20 protein-coding genes and 1 riboswitch are annotated in these 23,301 nt (G+C 38.4%); of the genes, 2 read left to right on the top strand and 18 right to left on the bottom strand.

Annotation, left to right across the window (positions count from 1 at the left end):
* Window positions 1-3: 3 nt before the first annotated feature.
* The 6 genes from ACSU6B_RS08920 to ACSU6B_RS08895 form a co-directional block, all read right to left on the bottom strand.
* Window positions 4-1,383 carry an MFS transporter gene (locus ACSU6B_RS08920; protein WP_214997975.1) on the bottom strand — a complete coding sequence of 460 codons (1,380 nt, stop codon included), beginning with the start codon at window positions 1,381-1,383 and terminating at the stop codon, window positions 4-6.
* Window positions 1,384-1,650: 267 nt separating this feature from the next.
* Window positions 1,651-3,117: a sodium:solute symporter family protein gene (locus ACSU6B_RS08915; protein ID WP_410884486.1), complete on the bottom strand. Its 1,467-nt coding sequence runs from the start codon at window positions 3,115-3,117 to the stop codon at window positions 1,651-1,653.
* Entirely contained in the window at window positions 3,114-3,302 is a 189-nt protein-coding gene (locus ACSU6B_RS08910) for a DUF3311 domain-containing protein (RefSeq protein WP_088089896.1), read from the bottom strand. The genes ACSU6B_RS08915 and ACSU6B_RS08910 overlap by 4 nt, the downstream gene beginning before the upstream one ends.
* Before the next feature lie 232 nt (window positions 3,303-3,534).
* Complete coding sequence (locus ACSU6B_RS08905) at window positions 3,535-4,626, bottom strand: tartrate dehydrogenase (RefSeq protein WP_410884484.1); 1,092 nt, start codon at window positions 4,624-4,626, stop codon at window positions 3,535-3,537.
* Window positions 4,627-4,644: 18 nt separating this feature from the next.
* The gene (locus ACSU6B_RS08900; RefSeq protein ID WP_410884482.1) at window positions 4,645-6,096 is read right to left on the bottom strand and encodes an aldehyde dehydrogenase family protein; all 1,452 of its coding nucleotides are present in this window, start codon (window positions 6,094-6,096) and stop codon (window positions 4,645-4,647) included.
* Window positions 6,089-7,171 carry an aromatic ring-hydroxylating oxygenase subunit alpha gene (locus tag ACSU6B_RS08895; protein ID WP_410884480.1) on the bottom strand — a complete coding sequence of 361 codons (1,083 nt, stop codon included), beginning with the start codon at window positions 7,169-7,171 and terminating at the stop codon, window positions 6,089-6,091. The genes ACSU6B_RS08900 and ACSU6B_RS08895 overlap by 8 nt, the downstream gene beginning before the upstream one ends.
* Before the next feature lie 219 nt (window positions 7,172-7,390).
* Between ACSU6B_RS08895 and ACSU6B_RS08890 the strand changes: the two genes are divergently transcribed.
* Window positions 7,391-8,761: a sigma-54 interaction domain-containing protein gene (locus ACSU6B_RS08890; protein ID WP_410884478.1), complete on the top strand. Its 1,371-nt coding sequence runs from the start codon at window positions 7,391-7,393 to the stop codon at window positions 8,759-8,761.
* Window positions 8,762-8,939: 178 nt separating this feature from the next.
* On the opposite strand, the gene solA is transcribed toward ACSU6B_RS08890, so the two are convergent.
* Window positions 8,940-10,106 carry an N-methyl-L-tryptophan oxidase gene (solA, locus tag ACSU6B_RS08885; protein ID WP_410884476.1) on the bottom strand — a complete coding sequence of 389 codons (1,167 nt, stop codon included), beginning with the start codon at window positions 10,104-10,106 and terminating at the stop codon, window positions 8,940-8,942.
* Between the two features lie 363 nt (window positions 10,107-10,469).
* On the opposite strand from solA, the gene ACSU6B_RS08880 reads away from it, so the two are divergent.
* A complete protein-coding gene (locus tag ACSU6B_RS08880) occupies window positions 10,470-10,727 on the top strand; it encodes a Spo0E family sporulation regulatory protein-aspartic acid phosphatase (protein ID WP_410884474.1) in 258 nt (85 codons plus the stop codon).
* A gap of 218 nt (window positions 10,728-10,945) precedes the next feature.
* Here ACSU6B_RS08880 and ACSU6B_RS08875 read toward each other — a convergent pair whose 3' ends face one another.
* The 11 genes from ACSU6B_RS08875 to ACSU6B_RS08825 form a co-directional block, all read right to left on the bottom strand.
* Window positions 10,946-11,089 carry a GapA-binding peptide SR1P gene (locus tag ACSU6B_RS08875; protein WP_410884472.1) on the bottom strand — a complete coding sequence of 48 codons (144 nt, stop codon included), beginning with the start codon at window positions 11,087-11,089 and terminating at the stop codon, window positions 10,946-10,948.
* 79 nt (window positions 11,090-11,168) lie between these two features.
* Window positions 11,169-12,125, bottom strand: coding sequence for a 6-phosphofructokinase (gene pfkA / locus ACSU6B_RS08870; protein WP_410884470.1), 957 nt, complete (start codon window positions 12,123-12,125; stop codon window positions 11,169-11,171).
* Between the two features lie 121 nt (window positions 12,126-12,246).
* On the bottom strand, window positions 12,247-13,575 hold the full coding sequence (locus ACSU6B_RS08865; RefSeq protein ID WP_410884468.1) for an MFS transporter: 1,329 nt from the start codon (window positions 13,573-13,575) through the stop codon (window positions 12,247-12,249).
* A 311-nt stretch (window positions 13,576-13,886) separates the two neighbouring features.
* Window positions 13,887-14,915, bottom strand: a complete 1,029-nt coding sequence (locus ACSU6B_RS08860; RefSeq protein WP_410884466.1) for a zinc-dependent alcohol dehydrogenase — start codon at window positions 14,913-14,915, stop codon at window positions 13,887-13,889.
* A gap of 262 nt (window positions 14,916-15,177) precedes the next feature.
* Window positions 15,178-15,909, bottom strand: a complete 732-nt coding sequence (locus ACSU6B_RS08855; protein ID WP_439276771.1) for a FadR/GntR family transcriptional regulator — start codon at window positions 15,907-15,909, stop codon at window positions 15,178-15,180.
* A 214-nt stretch (window positions 15,910-16,123) separates the two neighbouring features.
* Window positions 16,124-16,882, bottom strand: a complete 759-nt coding sequence (locus tag ACSU6B_RS08850) for an SDR family NAD(P)-dependent oxidoreductase (protein ID WP_410884462.1) — start codon at window positions 16,880-16,882, stop codon at window positions 16,124-16,126.
* A gap of 34 nt (window positions 16,883-16,916) precedes the next feature.
* A complete protein-coding gene (locus ACSU6B_RS08845; protein ID WP_410884460.1) occupies window positions 16,917-17,864 on the bottom strand; it encodes a transketolase family protein in 948 nt (315 codons plus the stop codon).
* A complete protein-coding gene (locus ACSU6B_RS08840) occupies window positions 17,864-18,739 on the bottom strand; it encodes a transketolase (protein WP_410884458.1) in 876 nt (291 codons plus the stop codon). The genes ACSU6B_RS08845 and ACSU6B_RS08840 overlap by 1 nt, the downstream gene beginning before the upstream one ends.
* Before the next feature lie 272 nt (window positions 18,740-19,011).
* On the bottom strand, window positions 19,012-19,890 hold the full coding sequence (locus ACSU6B_RS08835) for a 5'-methylthioadenosine/S-adenosylhomocysteine nucleosidase (protein WP_410884456.1): 879 nt from the start codon (window positions 19,888-19,890) through the stop codon (window positions 19,012-19,014).
* Window positions 19,891-20,071: 181 nt separating this feature from the next.
* Window positions 20,072-20,175: riboswitch (purine riboswitch) on the bottom strand.
* Window positions 20,176-20,373: 198 nt separating this feature from the next.
* A complete protein-coding gene (gene corA / locus ACSU6B_RS08830; protein WP_410884454.1) occupies window positions 20,374-21,321 on the bottom strand; it encodes a magnesium/cobalt transporter CorA in 948 nt (315 codons plus the stop codon).
* Window positions 21,322-21,614: 293 nt separating this feature from the next.
* Window positions 21,615-23,111, bottom strand: coding sequence for an RNA-guided endonuclease InsQ/TnpB family protein (locus tag ACSU6B_RS08825; RefSeq protein ID WP_410884452.1), 1,497 nt, complete (start codon window positions 23,109-23,111; stop codon window positions 21,615-21,617).
* Window positions 23,112-23,301: the final 190 nt, after the last annotated feature.

Here is a 23,301-nt window from a genome sequence, read left to right as displayed (position 1 = left end):
TACTTATGATAAATTTCTTTTGCTTGAAAGCGAAGAATCTATGATTGGAGAGTTCCCCGTTTCAAGTTCTGGTTTATTAACATCACTTATCGATAGATACTTTGTTTCTGGTGCCCATGCGATCGATACAATTGTTCCAATCAACAGTATACCACTCATCGCAATCATCGATGGTCCCATCCCCCATGAACTAACACTAACTGGTAACAGGAAGGTTCCAATGGCAGAACCAATTCGGCTGACAGCAGTAGTTACGCCGACACCTGTGCCACGAATTTCTGTAGGGAAAAGTTCTGCAGGATAAACTAATGTAAGGTTTGATGCCGCAGACATAACAAAAGTAAAGGTAGCAAAGATAATGATCGCTAAAGTTTGCGAATCCTTAGGTAATACACTTAACAAAAATAATGAAATGGTAAGAATGATAAAGGTAGAAATCGTGAAGCTTCTTCGCGTAAGCTTTTCCGTACACCAAACTCCAACGATGGATCCAACTAGCAGGAAAATGTTCAGTTGCATATCAATACTAAACGTTTCCTCAAATCCCATTTTACTTAATATCGTAGGTAGAAAAGTATAGATGGCGAAATAAGGAACAACCTGACATAAATAAAATAACGATCCAAAGGTTGTCCGTTTCCAAAGATGTTTACTGAAAAGATCAACCATACGGAAAGCTGTTTTGGAATTTTCTTTAATTGTTTCATCCATGATGGCATTGGGTCCAATATATTTTCTAACGATGGCACGAGCCTCTTCCACACGCCCCATTTTAACTAACCAAAGTGGCGATTCTGGAGTTCCCAAACGCATAATTAATAAAAGGAAAGCGGGGATGGCAGCACTCATAAGCATCCATCGCCAAGAATCCGGGCCTGATTTTTGTAAATAAAAACCTACAATATTTGAAACGACATAACCAACTGTCCAAAGTACATTTAAAGAAGAAAGCAATAATCCTCTATACTTTCTAGGGGCAAACTCAGCTAGTAAAGTCGATCCAACAGCGTAGTCTCCTCCTAATGCAATCCCGATCAATAAGCGTAAAATGAATAACGTCCATGGGTCATTGACAAAAAACTGTAAAGCAGAGGCAATCGTAATAATTAGAAAGTTAGCTAAGTAGATTTTTTGTCTGCCAATGCGATCAGATAACCCACCTAGAAATAGGCTCCCAAAAAAGAGACCAATTAAAGCCGAGCTTCCGATTAACCCTTCCCATATAGGTCCAAGTTTCATTTCTGGTCCTAATAATGAAAGGGCCATTCCAATAATGCCTAAAGCAAAACCATCTGAAAAATTAGAACCGAAAGTAAGTGCAGTAATACGAAGATGAAATTTATTAAGCGGGGCATCATCCATTAAATATTTTTGATTGCTCATAAAAAACTCCTTTTCACTGTTTTTTAATTTTTCAGATAACTACTCTCAAAAAAATAAATTAATTACCTTTCATCGTTATTTAAGCGTTTACACTTTAGCTAACTAAATTATAATGCTTTGAAATACAGAAGGCTCTAGATAATCATTCGAACTATTAGCACAATTTTGCTATTGTAAAGTGATTATCTGTGCATAAAAAAGGAGGGAAACCTTTTTTAAGGTCTCCCTCTTTATCAACCGTTCTTAGTGACCGTGTGCAGCATTTTTTTATACCGCTTTTGTCTCAATCTCTGTCTCTATTTTTACTGATGTTCTAGTAATTGCACTGACCGCGAACATGAAAACAATGTTAACGACAAGGGCAGCTATACCGATATCAAGATCTTTTATGAACTGAGGGGCTTTCGGAAAGAACGTCCCCATAGTTGAACTGGTGATCGTTACATAAGCAACCATGATAACACCGGTTATGATTCCTGCAGCTGCGCCTGTTTTGTTCACAGAGTTTTTCTTCCATAAGCTGCAAAGCAGTGGGGGGAATAATTGCAGCACAAAGCTGTAAGCCATGATCAGCAAGGCAATAATACTGTTTCCGCCGAAAAAAGTGAAAAATAAAGCGATTAGCGCCACAATAGGGACACAAATACGTGTGTATCGTCCAATTTGCTCATCGGTGGTATTCGGTTTGATCGCCTTATAAATATTTTTCGATAAAATCGTCGAGGCTGTTAGTAATAACATCGAACACGGAACAAGTGCGGTTAAGATACCGGCGGCTCCTATGACTCCGACCACCCACGGATCGAACGTTGCTTTTGCGATTTTAAAGAGAGCTAAATCTGTATCTGTTCCTTGTAAATTTGGAATTTGTAAAAGGGCTGTGAAGCCAATGAATAAAATGAATACTAAAATGATTTGGTAAAGCGGCAAAATAGCAGCATTCTGGCGCAGTGTCCGTTCATTTTTAGATGATAAGCTTGCACCGAAGCATTGAGGCCACATATATTGCCCTAATCCGATTGTTAAACATGTCGAAATATACCATGATATGCTGTATCCTTCTTTAGGAATTAATAAAAACTCCGGCTTTGCCGTATCCAATGTTTCAAACATCGGCTTTATTCCGCCGTAGTAGTGATACGGCAAATAAATACCTAAAAAAAGAATGACAACGAGAAGGAGAATGTCTTTTAAAATGGCTGTTGAGGCTGAACCGTGAATACCAGATAATGTCACAAATATCGTGACAGCAACCACCCCAATGCACACCGCTAAATTCGGTGAAATCGCACCATATGAAGTCTCTGATACAATGATTTTAAGTCCTTTTAACTGTAAAACGATATAAGGAATCATGGAAACGACCCCGACAATGGCTACTAATAACCCGAGTGGTTTACTATTATACTTCTTTGCAAAAAAGTCAGATTGAGTAATCACTCGATGCTTTTTGGCATAACGCCAAATGGGAGGCAAAATCCAGAACGGCACAATATAACAGAAGGCGTTGAAGATATAAATGATAGGTCCTCCCATTCGGTAGGATCCGCCGCTTCCTCCTAGAAACACATACGTTGTAAAAATTTCACCGGCCATTAACACAAACATGGTGATAGAACCAAAATTACGGCCGCCTACGGCCCATTCTTCGAGCTGTTGTCCTTTGCGGGCACGGACACCTAAATAGAAAGCAAGAAGAAGAGTAGCTAAGAGAATGAAGATAGCACTATTCATTTAATTCCCTCCTGTCTATCTATTAGAATATTAATAATGTACAAAAATAATGAAGTTAAAACGAGCCAGGCCGTCGCCCAAAAAACAATGAAGGGTAACCCAAATATATACGGCTCGATACGGTTTACAACTGTGAACGCACCAATAATAGGAATTATTGCTAGGATCCAAATTAAAACTTTCACTCAGAAATTCCCCCTCACGCAAAATTAGTATGAATTTTGAGACTTTTTACTCTCTGCCTATTTCGAATTCTATTAGAGTAGAGTATTGGTAATATAAAATCAAGTGAGTTTAGCATCATGTTTGAGAACGCTTTAAATTTTCGAATACAAAAATGAAATGGGTATTACATAAAAGGCCAATTGAGACCTTTTATGTAATACTTAATACATCAAATGAATCTCTATCAGTCTATCAGCTTTTCACATTTTGAGAAAAAACTAAAGATTTCATCAGGTCTACTACACGGTTTCCTACGTCTGACGTAGTAGAAGTTCCATTCATATCAGGTGTCAAAACTTCATCTTCTACCAAAAGTTGTTCAATCGCATCCAACACTAGTTTTCCGTATGCTTCAAAGCCGAAAAAGTCGAGCATTTGGCTAGCGGACCAAATAGCGGCAAGCGGATTAGCTATCTGCTGTCCTGCAATATCAGGAGCTGATCCGTGAATCGGCTCAAACATAGACGGAAAGTCTCTTTCGGGATTAATATTCGCTCCGGCAGCGAGCCCTATCCCACCAGCAATCGCCGCCCCCAAGTCCGTTAAAATATCGCCGAACAAGTTCGATGTCACAACGACCTCAAAGCGTTTTGGATCTTTAATCATCAGCATCGCCGCCGCGTCGACGAGATAAGATGCCGTTTCGACTTCAGGATATTCTGCACTAACTTCTTCAAATACCTGGTCCCAGAAAACCATTGAGTAATTAAGGGCGTTTCCTTTAGAAATGCTCGTCAGCGATCTTCCTTCTTTTTTCGCCGTTTCAAACGCGTAACGAATGATTCGCTCTGTGCCTTTACGGGAAAATACACCGTTTTGCAAAACGACTTCGTGTTCCTGCCCTTTAAACAGCCAGTCACCCGCGCCTGAATATTCGCCTTCAGTGTTTTCACGAATGAACAGCATATCGATGTCTTCGCGTTTTACATCCACAAGAGGCAAGTGAGCCCCTTTTAATAGCGTCACAGGACGGATATTAACATATTGGTCAAAGCTTTTGCGAATTTTTAACAACAAATCCCAAAGCGAAATATGGTCAGGGACGCCGGGAAACCCGACTGCCCCTAAATAAATTGCGTCAAATTCTTTCAGCTGCTCAATTCCATCCTCTTCCATCATTTTTCCATTTTCCGCGTAAAACTCGCATCCCCATGGAAAGTATGTGAATTCAAATCTGAAACCAGAATCAATTTCAGCCACTTTATTTAATACTTTGACCCCTTCAGTAATGACTTCAGGACCGATGCCATCTCCAGCAATAACTGCTACTTTAAAAAGTTTCACTATGATCTCCCTCGCTTTTTAGCTTTGGTTCCAAACAACCAATTTCATTTCAGTCATTTCTTCCACTGCGTATTTTATGCCTTCACGGCCTGTACCACTTTCTTTCACACCACCATATGGCATTTGATCGACACGATAGGTAGGCACGTCATTAATGATTACTCCGCCCACATGCAGTTCCTTTGAAGCGTATAAAGCGTTTTTCACATTGTTTGTATAAATGCCTGCCTGTAATCCGAACCGAGAATCATTCACTTGCTCAATCGCTTCTTCAACTGAACTCACTTTGTTTACAACGACAACCGGTGCAAATGCTTCCTGGCAAGAAACTTTTAATGAATGGTCCGCATCTGTAATAATTGTTGGCTCAAGAACGCCATCTTGAAGTTTGCCGCCCGCAGCTATTGTTGCAGCACTGCCTTTCGTTTCTTCGATCCAGCCTAGTACACGTTCAGCTTCCCCTTTAGAGATTAAAGCAGAAATATATGTGTCCGGATCAAGAGGGTCACCAATTTTCAGTTTCTTTGCTGCCTCAGTGAACTTGGCAACAAATTCATCATATACATCCTCATGTGCATACACACGCTGCAGAGAAATACATACTTGTCCCTGGTTCGAGAATGCCCCCATGATGCATCGGTCAATAATTTGATCAATGTCAATATCTTTGTCAATAATTAATGCAGAGTTTGAACCAAGTTCAAGCGTCGTCTTTTTCAAGCCCGCTTTATTGCGGATGCCAATTCCGACACTCGGGCTGCCTGTGAATGTTACCATCCTTACGCGGTCATCTTCAACAATCACTTCACCGACTATGCCGCCGGGACCTGTTACTACATTTAATACACCCGCTGGAAGACCTGCTTCTTCAAAAATTTCCGCGATAAAGAGAGCAGACAGTGGAGTCTGCGACGCTGGTTTCAAGACAAGCGTATTGCCCGCCGCTATAGCCGGCCCAACTTTATGAGCAACAAGATTCATCGGGAAGTTAAAAGGTGTGATCGCTCCAATGACACCAATCGGCTCTCTTAACGTGTAACCAATTCGGCCGACGCCGCCAACAGCGGCATCAAAAGGTATCGTTTCTCCGTGGATTCTTTTTGCTTCTTCAGCCGCAAACTTATACGTTTCAATCGTTCTGGCCACTTCCGCTTTTGCGAACATAATTGGTTTAGCTGATTCACGAGAAATAACTTCAGCCGCTTGATCCGCTTTCTCTTTTAATAGCGCCACAACGTTTTCCAAAATCTCCGCCCGCTGATACGCTGGCATTTTTGCCATTATTCCGCGTGCGTTATAGGCAGCAGTAATGGCCTGTACAGTCAGTTCTTTATCCGCCATCGCAATTTGAGCGATTTCTTCCCCAGAATAAGGGGAGTATAATGGAGCATATTTCGTTGTTTCAACTTTTTCACCATTGATCATGAGAAACTGCTTCGCCACTTTTACTTCATTCGCTAAATTACTCATTGAGGGCCTCCAATACCATTTCATGAAATTGTACAATTGCTTTTTCTGAAGACGAATATCTTCCTTTGTTAAATGCACGTGAGCGGAAACCGATTTGTTCTAACTCTACAAGTTCCACATCTTCCAAGCGAACTTGTTCAGCAAAAGCAACTAAGTCTTTTTCTTCTTGCGTCAAATTTTCGTCACGGAAATAATAAGTGTACACAATCTTAGTTGTTTCATGATCAATCGGCACTAATTGAATTGTCGCCATGTTCCCAGGACCTGGGTAAATTGTTAACATTAGGTTCGGCCACAACCAGAAGAAAGATCCGCCTTGCATTTCTGCCTGATTTAAATCAACGGTTCCATAATTTTTATCAGGTTTAACAATTGAGCCTTGAAGTGAATAGTTTTCACATGTAATGATTTGATAATCATCCATGTCAAGAGCTGCAACGAAGCCTGGATGAGCTACATGACAGTGATCGCACTCTAAATAATTATCAATAAACGCTTTCCAGTTCGCTTTAATCACCCGTGATGTTACGCCCGTTCTTTTTAACTCACTCAAAAATGGAAATTTACTCAAGCGGTCGAAAAAATCGCCGTAAGATTCACTAAGTGGCCTCGCGTTATCGTCCAAGTTGACAAAAATTAAAGATTCCATGATTTCCATACGAACTGTACGTAAGCAAGCGTCTTGTACACAAGCTTCATCCTCACTTTTAAAGTTCGGTGCTTTGTTTAATTTTCCATCTAACTTAAAGGTCCACCCATGATACATGCATTGTAAAATTTTCTTCTTGCCTGACTCACTTTTTTCAAGCTTTGTGGCACGATGAGGACAAACGTTATAAAAAGCACGGATGACTTCATCCTGACCGCGAGTCACAATAATCGGTTCTTTTGCTACTTCAGTCGTAAAGAAAGAACCTACTTTTTCCAACTGGCTAATATGTCCCACAAGCTGCCAGGATTTAGAGAAAACAAGATCATACTCTTTTTCAAGTACTTTCGGATCTGTGTATTTGTCATAAGTCAATGTTCTTTCAAATGTCCGATTAGATGCATTTTCTACTGTGTTATAAGCCATAATTCATTCTCCTCCGTAAATAAATGATGATTGCCTACATGCTTTGCCGCCTGTCAATTGTATATATGCAATTCGTGTGCCAAGTTTAAATAACTGTAAGAATACACGAAAAATTTTGATTTTTATTAAAAACGCTTTCATATTGAGTTATAATTGACTCAATATGGTCAAATTTTTGTCAAAATTAACTCATACCTTGTGAAAAGAGAGGAACATTCTATGAAAAGTCCTGAGGCAACTGGCAATATTGAGATGACGCTGCAAACTCTTTTAAAAATTCTCGATCATTCCTCCGATGAAATTTTCGTCCTCGACGGCGAAAAGCGGATTCTATATGTTAACCAGGCCTGTGAGCGCCATTATGGGCTGAAGCCGAGTGATGTCATCGGTAAATACAATGTCGAATTATTTGAAAAAGGCTACTGGAAACCGTCGATTGTGCCAGAAGTGTATAAAAGAAAAAAGCCTTGCTACATGAGGCAGCAGACGTATATCGGAGCTGAACTGATGACATCGGCGATTCCCATCTTAAATGACGAGGGGGAAATCGAACTTGTCGTCACCACATCGACCGAATTACAGACATATAAAATGGGGAAAGCGATTGGAACGAGCAATGAGTCAAAAACCACTCAAGAGGAGGAAGCTGGCCAGTTCATTACGAACAGCAGCAAAATCAATCGAATCCTGACTTTTTGCGAAAAAGTAGCCCCGACAGATTCCACGATTTTAATCCAGGGAGAATCAGGAACAGGAAAAGGCGTACTCGCCCATTACATCCACCGGATCAGCAAGCGGAAAAGCGGCCCGTTCCTGACGATTAACTGTGCGGCCATTCCGGAAGAGCTGCTCGAATCGGAACTATTCGGCTATTCAAAAGGGGCGTTTACCGGAGCAAACAAAACTGGAAAACCAGGATTGATCGAAGCTGCGAACGGCGGCACGGTTTTTCTTGATGAAATCGGGGAAATGCCACTCGCCCTGCAGGCAAAGCTTTTACAAGTCATCCAGGATAAACAATTCATTCCCATCGGCAGCAGCGAAATGAAAAAAGTCGATATCCGCATCATCGCCGCAACAAACCGGGACTTAATTGAAATGGTCAATGACAAACGATTCCGGGAAGATTTATTTTACCGGCTGAATGTGATCGACATTTACCTGCCGCCGCTGCGTGAGCGCAAAGAAGATATCATTCCGCTCACGTACAATTTTTTACATCAATTCAATAAAAAATACCAAGACAACAAAGTTATCTCGGAAGAATGCATGAATATATTAATCCATTATTCGTGGCCGGGAAATGTACGCCAGCTCGAAAATTTGATTGAACGGTTAGTCGTCATTAGCGACTCAATCATCCAGGTGGCCGACTTGCCGGATATGATCACCGACAACGTGGAACAAGTTACCCAGCTTGCTCTCCCCACTTCACTCGATAAAGCGATTGACGAAACGAAGCGGTTACTAATCAGAAGATCTTTCCAAACCTACAAATCGTCAAGGAAAGTCGCGGAAGACCTCGGTATCAGCCAGACGAAAGCCTCGAAACTAATCCGGGAGTACTGCGAGGATTTGATGAATAACTGAGATTTGAAATAAGCATAGGTTAGCAAAGGCTGACTCAATAAGTTGTACACTGCAACCATTTTGAGTCAGCCTTTTTTTGTTTTTTCAAACGTTATTTCTTTACTTTCATGAGTAGGGTTCTGATCCCAACTTTTAATCAAGGATATGCCGATGATGACCCATTCAGTCTACTGCAATATTATTTACTACTACATTCACTTGAAAATCGATGAAGTGAAAACATGGAGATATCATCATTTGTTTTACCTTCCGTAACTAGATCACAAATGATTTTTCCTACAATGCTGGCAAATTTAAAGCCATGTCCTGAAAAACCAGCCGCTATAATGACATTTGAGAGTATAGGGTGACGGTCAATAATAAAATGCTCATCAGGAGTAAGTGTATAAAGACATGTTTTACCTTTAATCAGGGGACCGTTGGCTTTTGGCAGATACTTCTTAATAAAGTTTCGAGCCTCATCCTCATCAGTTGAATTCACACCGTATTCCCGATTGAAACAATCCGGATCTACCTTTTCGCCTCCATCATGTCTTCCGATTTTTACCCCACTTCCATTGATATTTGGAAAGCCATAATAGTGTTCATTTAATAAATCGATCGTGAAAGCCGGAAAATGACTGGCATCATAAAGAAGATCATCACATTCAAACCATGAGACAGTCTTACGTGTCGGCTGAAGAGGAATGTCCAATCCTGTTTCCTCGAGGATTTTTCCTGTCCAAGCTCCTGAACAGATCACCACATAATCAGCAACATATTGCTCGCTATTTGTTTGTACAACGGCACCTTCACCAAACTTTTCAATTTTCTCCACTTTTGTAAATGGCACCAATGTCATCCCATTCGCTAAGCCAAGTCGGCGATAGGCTCGAATACATTCTTCACTAAATAACACTCCTGAATTTTTTTCTAAACATCCTACGGATCCTTCTGGTATCTTGAAGCCTGGCCACCGAACATTTATCTCATCACTTGATAGTATTTCAAGAGGTAAAGAAAATTCTTTTGCACTTTTGACAACTTCCTCGATAAATAAAGAGCCCTCTGCACCGACACACAATACTCCTGTAGGAGAAAACAAATCCATTCCTGATTCTTGTTCTAATTCACGCCATAATGCTTGAGCGCGGAGCGCAAGCGGAACATATTTCCTTCCTTCTCCATAGGCATGACGAATGATTCTAGTATCCCCATGGTGGCTGCCTAAGCTATGGGGGGGATCATTCGAATCTAGTAATAATGTCCTTTTTCCAAGCTTCGATAAATAATACCCTGCAGCCATGCCCATAGACCCTGCGCCTACAATAATCACATCATAGTGGTCCATCAAACGATCACGCATCCTTCCATACACCTTTTTAAGTATGAAATAATAATAACAGAAATTTCTTCCTTAATAGAAGAAACTCGGTCTTTTTAATCTCCAGAAGGGCTTACTATCTACCTATTAGTTGTTGGAAACACTCCTGCAAATTTTAGTCTTAAAGTCCTTCAACTTCTTTAAGGGACTACAATGTGAGTGAATTCAACAGGCCATGTTGTCGAAAATCTACAAGCCTCGTCTATTTTTGTCTCCTTTTATCTTCTTTTATCTTCTTTTATCGAATCTAATCCATATCAGTTAATAAATGCTATAATTCATTCAACTCTACTAGAATCTACGTTTACTGAAATTTTACTGAAATTTTATAAGGAGTAATCGGCAATGAGACTAGAACAATGTGAAGCTGCTATTAAAGAGAAAAAAAAGGAAATGATTAAATTAGGAATGACAAAAGGACTTCAAAATGAAGAAACCATCTATTGCAGCCAAGAACTAGACAAACTGCTTAACGAATATAATAGGTTATTATTAGACGATAAACATTCTAACCCCCTAAATCCTTATTTTGACCTTTTCACAATATTTACAACACACGTACATAGGATTTTATCTATTCCTTACGGATCTTTTTTTATTTAATTGCAATAGTCGTATACCTCAACTTAAGTCCTTTGAGAACCGTTTCTAAATGTGTTTGAATTCGTTAATAATTTAGAGAGAATGCACCCATGGCATTCTCTCTCTTTTTTGTCTTTTTTTAATCAAGGGCTTTTAAGTGCACTCCTAATAAAAAAAGACAAAGAGCAGCTTGCTCTCGTCTTCAGCTAATATAAAACATAAAAGTTCCTAGAACAAAATCAATCTTCTTTCTTCCCATTAGAACAATCCGTACACATTCCATACCATGTTTTAACGCCTTCTGGGCTATCAACTATGTCAATCACTTCTCCACATACCTGACATATGATGGTACCTTGTTTTACTATTAATTGCTCAACCATAATTGTTTGCCCCCTTAACTTTTGTTTGATAAACACATTTTTGGTACCATTAAAATCATCCTAATCTAATGGCTATTTCCTAGTGCAACAGCGTTTCTAGTAATCTATATTTATCTTGCTTATCAGCCCGTTCGGCATGGACATGTTCAAGTTCTCTATGGATGATTTTATTTTCTTTCATTCCTACAGTATGACCGGAGTGTCCTTTCACCAACAATTCTACGGCCGTAACGCCCATTTTGGTTGCTAATACCCGATCAAATGCTGATGGGTTTCCGCCTCTTTGTATGAAACCCAATACAGTAGTTCTTACACTAATGTTTAACTTCTCTTCAATGTAGTGTTGTAATTCCTGTAAATCATACATTCTTTCTGTTATGATGACGAGGTTATCCTTTTTCCCACTACTAATTCTTGAACTTAGTTTTGAACATATGGTATCAAAATCAAGTTTTCTTTCTGGAGTGGAGATGATTTCTCCACCGCCTGCTAAAGCTGAATATAAGGCTAAATCACCACAATATCTTCCCATCACTTCGACAATGGTTGTTTTATCATGAGAAAAATCTGTATCTTTAATTTTACCAATACACTCCAATACGGTATTTAAAGTGGTATCAAATCCGATGGAATAATCTGTGTACGCCAAATCATTATCAATCGTTCCGGGTATACCGATCACGTTAATACCTAGTTCATGTAATTTTTCGGCTCCTTTTAAAGATCCTTCCCCACCTATTACAACTAAAGAATTTATATCAAAGTTTTTTAACACCTTAAGAGCCTTTTTTCTTCCTGCTTCTTCCATGAATTCTGAGGATCTCGACGTTTTTAATATCGTTCCTCCTCTATCAGCAATATTTTCTACATCTGATGAAGTTAATCGATGAATTTCACCATCAATTAAACCTTGATATCCACACTGTATACCCATTACATCGATATGATAATAATTTGCTGCTTTTACGACTGCTCTAATAGCAGCATTCATTCCTGGGGCATCTCCACCACTTGTTAAGACCCCTAGTTTATTCATTATCAATACACCTCTTACACAATAAGAATTTTAATAGGTTAGAAGGAACTTCCAGCAGCCAGATAAACATAACCGCCGAAATTTTATTTAAGGTAGATCATGGAATGATCAAATTTTTGTTTTAACTAGATTTTTTTAGACTTAAGTCATTCTTATTTAGAGACCTTCCTGACTGTTTCACCAAGAAAACAACAATACAGGAGCTAATGATCATGCTGACACCTAAGAAAATCATCGCTGTATTAAAGGATCCTGTTGTATCCTTAATATATCCCACAATATATGGTCCAAAGAATCCACCAAGATTTCCTACACTGTTGATGAGTGCAATTGCCCCTGCTGCAGCGGCCTCCGTTAAGAAAGATGGCGGAATGGACCAGAATGGAGAGTAGGCACCAAAAGCTCCACATAAGGCGATTGTTAGGAAAACAAAGGATAATACAATACTGGTATTTGCAACTAAGCTGCTAATAACCATTGCAACGGCACTTGTTGTTAAACATGCCGCAACATGCCACCGTCTCTCGTTCTTCTTGTCGGAATGGTTACCAACTAGAATCATCGTCACCATGGCACAAACATACATTAGCCCTAAAACCCAACCCATAGATTGTGTACTTAGTGATGTTGTCTCCGTTAATCCTTGAGAAATGGTTGGTAAAAACATGACAATTCCGTAATAACCAATCATCCAGCAAAAATACCCTACCGATAAGATGAGAACGTCACGATCCTTTAAAGCTTGCCAGAAAGTGTAGTGTTTTACTTTCTGTTTTTCAAGTTTCTCTTTTGTTGTAACGTCAATTAACCATTTTTTCTCGTCTTTGTTCAACCATTTTACATCTTCAATTTTATCATCAAGATAGTAGAAACATACTACACCTAAGATGACCGCTGGAATCGCTTCCATAATAAACAGCCATTGCCATCCAGCCAGGCCTAACCAGTCGGCTCCTAGTAAGAAAGTAGAGAGTGGAGCACCTAATGCATTCGCACCTGGTATCGCCACCATGAATCCTGCAATCGCTTTGGCATGATGCTTCGTTTGATAAAAACCACTTAAATAAAAAACCATACATGGATAAAAACTAGCTTCAGCAACACCTAAAAGAAACCGTGCTGTATAAAATTGCATTGGAGTTTGTACGAAGGCCATTAAAACGGCAATTATAGCCCATGTCACCATGATTCTACTAATCCATTTTCTAGCTCCAATTTTCGTCATAATGGCGCTGCCAGGTACCTCTAAAAGGAAATAACCAAGGAAAAAGATCCCTGCTCCAAATCCAAAAACCGCATTAGAAAAACCTAAATCTTCGTTCATTTGCAGTGCAGCAAATCCAATATTTACCCTATCAAGTATCGATATTGTAAAACATAGAAATAGAAATGGGATTAATCTTAACGTAACTTTTTTAGTAGTTGAACGCTCTAATTGTAGTAGATCCAAAATAATTCCCCCTTGTGTGTTCATGCCTTATTTTTCAAGCCTTCATTTAGAGTTTGATAGTCTATCAAATGCCTTTAGACAATGAAGCTACTAATCTCCCTGAAAAGGTTTAAAAATTTCGAGAATTTAAAAATCGCAACCCCCTACATAAAACGCTTTCAAAAAATACTTTTTATTTCACTCGGTTTAGCGAAACAAAAGATGGGGTATGTCCGATCGATTCCTCAAATGTTTTCCCATAATAACTTTTATCTTACTATACGATAAAGTAAAGACCAAGAGGTATATAAAGCAATACAGTATAGGATAGATTAGAACTTCAGCAATACTTTTACCACATTTTCTAATTTTTCATCAACAATTTTCATGGCATTCTTGATATCTTCAATGGGCACAACCTTTGAAATGAGCAGAGAGGTATCAAACATATTGGCTGCTATTGCCTCCGCAGCAATCTCGAAATCATCTCTCACATACATATTGGAACCGATTAATTGGATTTCCTTATTTTGAATGTAGGAAATATCAATTTCTGGTTTCTTTCCAAAAAGAGCAACTTCAGAAACCTTTCCGCCCCTTCTAACCATTTTGAAAGAATCATTTAGCACGGATTGGATTCCAACCGCAATAAATACAGTATCTACCCCCTCACCATTGGTCTCGTCCAAAATTCTTTGAACTGCATCCTCATGAATCGTATGGATGGGAGAAGTGGCTCCTAATTTTTTTGCAATATCTAAATTAAAATCCACAGCATCTGTTATAAAGATCTTGGTTGCGCCTGAATTTTTTGCTGCTAGCAATAGTCCCAACCCAATTGGACCTGCTCCTAGGATCGCCACTTTATCGCCCAGACCTACTCTAGTCTTTCTGACAGCATGGACACCAACAGCAAGCGGCTCAATCAGGGCTCCCTTTTCAAAGGATACATTATCAGGCAACTTTACGATTGTGTTTTCCGGAACAACAATAAATTCACCAAAGGAACCGATCCATTCCTGTGTACCTAAAACCTTCTTTTCTTTACAAATATGATAATTTCCGGCTTGACAGTGTCTACAAACCCCACAGCCATAATGGGGCTCAACAGTGACGCGATCGCCCACCGAGACACCTTTTACTTCTGAACCTATTTCGATTACCACACCAGCAAGCTCATGTCCTGAGATGACTGGTGGAATTCGAAAAGGATGGGTTCCGTGGTAAGCATGAATTTCAGAACCACATATTCCAGTTACCTTGACTTGGATCTTGACTTCATTCGCTTGCTTGATATCTGGGATGCCAACCTCTTGTAATTCTACTGAGAATGGTTTATCAATGACTGCTGCTCTCATCATCTTCCCCCTTTTTTAACCAATGAAAATCTTTACACTCACCCTGCTTTGCTCTTGTCATCTTGGTTACTTGTCTACTAAGGTACCTTATATTAGTAATATACTTTTACTTGAATTGTTTGTCAATAAGATTATTGAAATGAATCCATTTCTAATGAAAAATAAAAATCCCCCACCATTTTTTAGGTAGGGGATTTAAACTGTAAGTTTCTTTTACGTCCTGTTTAATGGCCTTCAAACTCTTTTGGGCACGGGACTCTCCTGTTTAATCTTTCCAATATCGATCATATAAGTTTTGCATATGTTTCGTCATAATTTCTACTGCTTCTATTTCGTTGTGATCCTCAATTGCTTTAATAAGTAATTGATGCTCTTTAAAATTAACGTCTCGATAGTCTGGTCGAGTTACGGTTCGGTCTCGAATAAATTTCCACATTTCTTGTTGTTTCATAGCATTACTAATAGCCGCCATAATGTTAATAAATAAATCATTATGTGAGGCCTTTGCAATACTATTATGTAATTTCTCATCTGTTTCTGGTACATATACACCAGCCTTGGTTTCTTCCTCCATCTTTTTGATGGTCGAACGAAGCTCCTCTATGTCTTCATCAGTAGCCCTTTCGGCTGCATATCTAACAATCAGAGGCTCGATATTCATCCTTGCTTCAACAATGTCCTCTGGAGTGATGGATTCAAAAAAGATGGCGGATTGAGAATTTTCAGCTGCAGTATGATTACTTTTAACAAAAGCACCTTCGCCTTGACGGGAATAAATAACCCCATTCAATTCCAATGCACTAAGGGCCTGTCTAATAGGTGCACGGCTTACACCAAACTGTTCACATAGCTCTCTTTCAGCTGGCAGCTTATCACCTATTTTAAATGAACCTGATTGAATTTCTGAAAGAATTTGATTATAAATTTGCATGTATAATTTTTTGCTAGATACTGGATTAAAATTAATAATAACCACTTCTCTCCATATATTGTTCATTATATTTTAGGTAATTAGATATAAATAATTATATATATATATATTTGAAAGGGCAACAAGCTTAATTCTTTTGATGGAAACAGCATGGGCTGACGATAAAGCTTTTAACAAAAGCCGAGCAGACTCATTTTTTTCCATTGAAATTTCCATATTCCTATATAATGCTAATACAGGCATACCAGTTTGGAATGCCTGTAAAGGAGAACTATGTAGACTAATCCATGTGCGAACCACCGTTTATATCTACTTCTTCACCAGTAATATAGGATGCTTCTTCTGAAACTAAGAATGCGATGGTTGCTGCAATTTCCTTCGTTTCACCAGGTCTTCCCATAGGGATTCCTGCTACAACTTCCTTCGCCTGATCTTCAGGAAGCGATTTCCATATGTCCGTATTAACAAGTCCTGGTGCTACACAGTTTACTGTAATACCATCCAGTGCAACCTCGCGAGCAAGGTTCTTGGAGAATCCTAATACAGCAGCCTTTGAGGCTGAATAGTGCGGCCCTCCAAACACTCCTCCTCCTCGTTTGGCTGAAACAGAGGAAAGACTCACGATTCTGCCATACTTTTGTTTTTTCATCGTTTCAAGTACAGATTGGGTGCATAAAAATAATCCAAACATGTTAACATTAAAGACTCTTGTTATGTCCTCTAGTGTCATCTCTTGAACAGTGACTTTTTGTGAAATCCCTGCATTATTGACAAGGATATCAATCCTGCCATAGGTTTGGAGAACCTTTTCCACCATGGCATCATTAGATTCCTTGCTAGTTACATTTAACTCGATCCCTAAAGCTGTTCCGCCAGCTTCTGTAATCGCATGAACTGTATCCTGAATTCCGTCCATATTTATATCAGCAACAACAACGGATGCTCCCTGTTTTGCAAGTGTTAATGCGATGGTACGTCCTATCCCCTTTTTGGATCCGCTGCCAGTAACGATTGCTACTCTATTATTTAATTCAAACATTGTTTACTCCCTCTTCCTGATTTATTATTCCTTACTAAAGCATTTCCTTTGCTGTTCTAACAATATCTTCTATCGTAATTCCATTAAGCTCTAACAATTTTTCATAGGGGGCAGATTGTCCGAACTGATCTTGAACCCCTATTCTTCTCACAATACCCTTTCCTTCTTCCGCAACTACTTCACACACGGCACTTCCAAGACCATTTAAAATATTATGATCTTCAACCGTAATGATCTTGCCAATCGTTAGACATTCCACGACCGCTTCTCGATCGAGAGGTTTAATCGTATGCATGTCTAATAGCTTGACAGAAATCCCCTCTTTTTCTAATTCCTTTGCTGCTTCTAATGCAAGATAGACGGTATCACCATTCGCAATAATCGCAATATCCTTACCATCCTTGATTTTCTTTGCTTTCCCAATGGTAAACTCTTCATTTTCATCATATAAAATTGGAACGGTATCTCTAGTAAAACGAAGGTAGACCGGACCATACATTTCTGCCGCTTGCTCTACTAATTTTCTAGTAGAATAATAGTCAGCACCCATAATGACTGTCATATTTGGAATCGTTCTTAGCACTCCCATGTCCTCTATACTTTGATGACTTGCACCATCATTAGCTGGCGTAAGTCCCCCATGAGAACAAGCAATTTTTACATTTAAGTTGGGGTAACAAATTTCTTGTCGAATCTGCTCTGCCATTCTTAATGAACCAAATACTGCGTAAGTGCTTACAAAAGGAATTTTGCCAGTTGTCGCTAATCCTGCAGCTAATCCAGCACCATTTTGCTCAGCAATCCCAACATTAACATGCTGATTAGGTAATTGCTTTGCGAATTCTGTCGTCTTACATGACTTGCCAATATCAATATCAACAACATAAATATTTTTATTCTTTTTTCCTAATTTTACAATTTCATCACCGAAGGCTTCTCTGGTAGCTTTTTTCTGGAAAACATCCTTTTCGATAACACTCATTATTTTAACCCCCCAGCAATTTCTTCTATTGCATGAAGATACTCAGCATCATTTGGAGCAACACCATGCCAACCACAAACATCTTCCATAAAAGATACGCCCTTACCTTTTACCGTGTCGCATACGATGCATTTCGGCTTTCCATTTTTCGCTTCTCTTATATCATCTAATGTGTGAACGATCTCTTCCATTGAATGTCCATCAATTCTTCTTGTTTCAAAACCAAAGGCTTGAAACTTTTTTTCTAAATCTTGATTTGGCATAATTTCATCCGTTGTACCATCAATTTGCAATCCATTATCATCAACAAATACAACTAAATTATCTAATTGATACTTAACCGCACTTTGTGCCGCTTCCCATATTTGTCCTTCTTGACACTCTCCATCTCCTACAATAGTGAAAACTCTATAATCCTTTGAATCTCTTTTTCCTCCTAGTGCCATTCCAACTGCACAAGAAAGTCCCTGTCCTAGAGACCCAGTAGAAATATCAATGCCAGGGCACTTTTTCATATCGGGATGACCTTGAAATGGAGAGCCATACTGTCTTAACGTGTAAATGGTTTCGTACGGAACATACCCTCGTAAAGCTAATGCTGAATATTGAATAGGACAAACATGCCCTTTTGATAAAACAAACCGGTCACGGTCTTCCCATTGGGGATTAGCCGGATCAATGTTCATTTCCCTAAAATAAAGTGCCGCTACTACATCAGCTGCTGATAGGGAACCACCTGGATGCCCAGATTTTGCTTCATGAATCATCGTAATAGCCGTTTTTCTAAGCTCAATCGCTTTTTTCTTTAATTCTTCAACACTACAATCCTTCATACCAGCCACCTCATTAAATTTTGACTTACTTTTTTTAGACATTAACTAAAAGCATCACAGTATTTCTACGTTGTCTACTTGTCTACTAAGGTACCTTATGATTTTAGTATACCTCTATTTAACCAATTGTCAATACACATTTTTATAATAATTACATGGCCTCGAAACGTTTTATCGGCAAAAAAAAGAAGAAGTTATCATATAGATAAGTCTTCTTCTTCAAATTGGTTGATGGGAAAATAAATAACCTGAATTCCACTTAAAGCAAAAACCCTTGTCTACTTGGACAAGGGTTTTTGTTTAGTTTTACGATATTATTTGCCTTGAATAGTAGAAATGTATTTTTTAACTACTTCATAAACATATTCTTGATTGGCTGCTGCCGTATCCGAGTTGTATTTATCACCATTTGTTTTATTATTTGACAGTACTCGAATACCCAAGAATGGTACATCATAAGCTTTGGCCATTTGTGCTGCTGCGGCACCTTCCATTTCTTCTACAGATGTACCGTAATTCGTATGGAACCATTTAATTCGATCAACTTCATTATTCCAAACGTCTGCTGAACCGATCGTACCCTCGACAACTTCACCCTTAGTATAGGTATCTTTAACCGCATTAGCAGCTGCAAGTAAATCCTTATCGCCCTCGTAGTAACGGATTTTTTCAGCATTCGGATCTGACCCGCTTCCTTCAGAAGCCATTAAGTCCATCGGGATCCATTGAGTGGGATCCATTCCCTCGTTTTCATTCTTACTTTCTGTTTTTAAGGAACCGATATTTGTCGTTCTTTTTCCTAAAACAATATCAAATACATGTAAATTCGGATCATGTCCGCCAGATGTCCCCTGGTTGATGATAGCGATCGGGTTATATTTTTCAATCGCCACTGCTGTAGCGGCTGCTGTATTTTCCATTCCCTTACCTGTTTTAGCAACGATTACAGGATAATTGTCCAGCTTTCCTTTGTAAAAGACAAAATTCCCTGATTTTTCCACTTTAACTTTCTCTAACTTTTGTGCAAATTTTTCAGCCTCTATTGGCATTGGACCTTGAATAAGTATTGGCCTCCCAGCACCCTCTACCTCTGTTTCATTTAGAAAAGCTGAATTACGTAATGCAAGCAACAATAAGAACAGCAGAGCAATAGCTGCTAATGGAGCGTATTTCTTTAAAATTTTGTTCGTCATAAAAAACCTCTCCCTTTTCTCTTGATGTTTAATAAACTCGAAAAATTTGGCCAATAAAAAAGATCTAGAAATTGTAGAATGATTTCTACCTTCTAGACCTACAAGAGTCAAAGTATAGATCATTTAGCAAACATAGAAAAATAGGCTAAATGATAACATGGCAACGGCTAAAAAAGCCGTACAGCCAAATACTTTAACTCGTAGTCTTGTTCTTTCATTGGGAACCAGGTAGAAACACTCAGACCATATTACCGAGTATATACGAGTAATGATATTTAAGATGATTACTATGATAATATAACAAAGCTAAAATAGATAATCAATAAAAAGGTGAATATTAATCCATTTGAACCACTTAATGTTCGTGTTTAGGTGAAATTACCGAGAAAAACCGAGAGAAAATCATACAAAATATCAACTATACCGATTAATATGTAACCATGCACTTTACTCTTTCTGAAATTAATTAATATTGGTTGGTTGTTACTTTTTAAATAACCAGCCTTTTTTGTAAAACCAAAAAATCATTACAATTACAATGATCGCCATAACTCCTAGAGTGATAAAATAGCCGTATTGCCAATGTAACTCTGGCATATGATCAAAATTCATTCCGTACACGCCTACAATAAATGTAAGCGGCATAAAAATGGTTGTTATAACGGTAAGTGTCATCATAATGGAATTCATGCGATTGGATTGAATAGACATGTAATTCTCCCTCATATCAGAAGTTACATCTTGATTAGACGCAACCATATCCGTTAACTTCATCAAGTGATCATATATATCGGAAAAATAATGATGAATTTGCTTTGTTTCCTGAATCCGCTTCGAGTTTATCATCCGATATAACAAATCTCTCATCGGAATGATCGTTTTTCGCAACCGAATCAGTTCTCTGCGAATCTCATAAACCTCTTCGATGATTTTTTTGCTGCTGGCTTCCTTCTCTTCATATTCATTTAATTTATCCTCAATTTGATGCAAAATTGGAAAATAGCAATCCACTAATTCATTAATAATGCTATGTAGAACAAATAACGGTCCAACCTTTTCCATTTCCTTATTTGCAAATAATTTTTGCTTAACCATATCTATTGCCACATCCTTCTCCTTATGAAAGGACACGGCATAGTTTTCTCCTACAAAAACATCTATCTCCTCGCACCTTATTGTTTTACTTAATGAATGTAAAACAAAGAAAAGGACACCATCATAATAATTCATATTGGGGCGCTGGATAAAATGCAGACAATCCTCAATCGCCAAGGGATGAAAGTGGAAAAATTCACTTAATAACTTCGTTTCCACATCAGTTGGTTCCTCAAAATCCACCCAATAAAATTTGAACCGATCTGACCTTAGATCCTCCAACTTTACTTCTTTTATCAACTGATTATCTTGTGTAATAGCATAGGTAAAAATCATTCATAAACCTCACTTTATTGATTTCAGCCTTTCAAATTTACGAACACTATCTAAACTAATGACCATCCTGTAAATTGTCCATAACAAGGCCTCTTGCAACAACCTTATCATGAAACATTTCTCATTTGTTTATAATTGAGCCGATTTTTCGCCTCTAAACTCAATTAAGATAGATATAAGGAACATTTTCTACTATATATGAGTATCCCCATAGCTGAAGCTAGGGGTTTCGAAAGAATAGGCTTTAAAGCCGCATTGTCTTTACGAGGGCTACCACAAGTCCCGCTACTACATCAGACCGAGGCCTTCAGCTTTGCCTTTCTTTTCTTTATGATGTTTATTTTTCGTGGGGATTGGAGGAACTGTTTTCTCTCCAGTCCTTCGAAGACATCCTTGGTATGTTTACGGACAATATTAAAAGCTCCATTCACATCGGCATGGATCAAAATCTTAGAACCTTTGATTTTGTAAAAAGCTCGACTGCTTCTATACCCGCTAAAATTAGTTTGGTGCTCTTCCCCGTAAGTTGGAATCGGGTCATGATTCAAGAAACTAGACTTGGAGGTATAGCTTTCTTCTCGAACAATGACTTGAATTCCATGTCGCTCTGCTTTGTATCGAATCATTCCTATGAAAGTGGCATATGGGATTTGTATGAAGGTTTGTTTACTAGTCTTTTGCATATCAACATCCATCTTCCAACCCTTATTTTTTCCAATGATGATCGTATCTATGGTTCTTTCTTTCGCAATCTCCACCACTTTTGCACTGGCCTTATGTAAAAAATCCATGACCCGATTGTTCCTTTTTCGGTCTAATGAAGTTAATCTTGTGCTGTTAAACCTCCCTTCCTTTGGTCCTTTTCCATTTCGAAGGATACTCATGTATTTCGCTCTTAATTTGTTATAATATTGATTGATCGATTTTAACCATTTGCCCTTGATAAGCAGAGGCTTTAGCCCCGTGTTATCGATGATAGTTGCCAGGTTATCCACGCCCAAATCAATACCCATTACTCGCCTCGGCTCAAAAAGCCATTCATTTAATTGTTTTTCTGATCGTTTGATCTCTTTTTCATCTTCACTTTTAAAAACGACTTCCATTACATACCGGCCATAAGTCGGGACAATCCGCACTTGTTGTAGTTTACAATCTATATGTGGGATTTTCCCCAGTTTTAATGTAAGAGGAGTACCTGGTAATGAAAGCAGATTTCCATTTTTAATTTTGATAATTTGATTGGTTAAATAAGAAGTCGTACGTCCATTCTTCGGTTTATACTTAGGAATCTTTGGCTTTCCTGAAAAGCTAGTAGGCATGGTTTTATATTTCTTAGAGGCTTCGAAGAAACTTTTCCAATCATCATATACCTTTTTCATAGTTTGTTGATTGGACTGAGAGGGCATAGAAAGGTAATCGGTTTGTTTCATCACTTTAAACAGTGCTTCTACAAAGTTATAGGGAAGGAATGCTTTCTTTGGATGGGGCATTTTAAATAGATTTGGTTTTGGCTCCAAAACGTGACCATTATTATCAATTTTTTTTGGCTTAGATTTGGCTCTCTCAAAACTTTTTAGACGAATTTTATTCATTTCAGGTAAATGGACTTGAATATCTGTAAGAACTTGAAGTTGATTTTCATTTCTTGTTTCCTTTTTTAAAGCAGTGTAAACCTGTCTAATATAGTAGTTGGTGATATTGTGCAAGTTTTTCGCTTTAAAACAGAGTGAGTCACAGTAGTCGAACAATTCATGTTCCGGCTGAATTTGTATTTTATAGGATCGATACATATCATTCACCCCTCTCACAGGAGAACAAATGTTCTATTTATATTCTCATTATACCAAAGAATTTCAAAGAATGTATAGTAAAATTACATGCATTTTCCTAAAAAAACGAACAAAAATACAGCTTATATCCCCATATCTAAAGCTAGGGGTTTTATGCTGCTTTTTGATAAACTTAAATTAAAAACATAAT

Source organism: Neobacillus sp. C211 (assembly GCF_051842875.1).
GTDB lineage: Bacteria > Bacillota > Bacilli > Bacillales > Cytobacillaceae > Neobacillus.
Note: the sequence above shows the minus strand (reverse complement) of the source record. Positions and strands in the feature narration are given on the sequence as shown.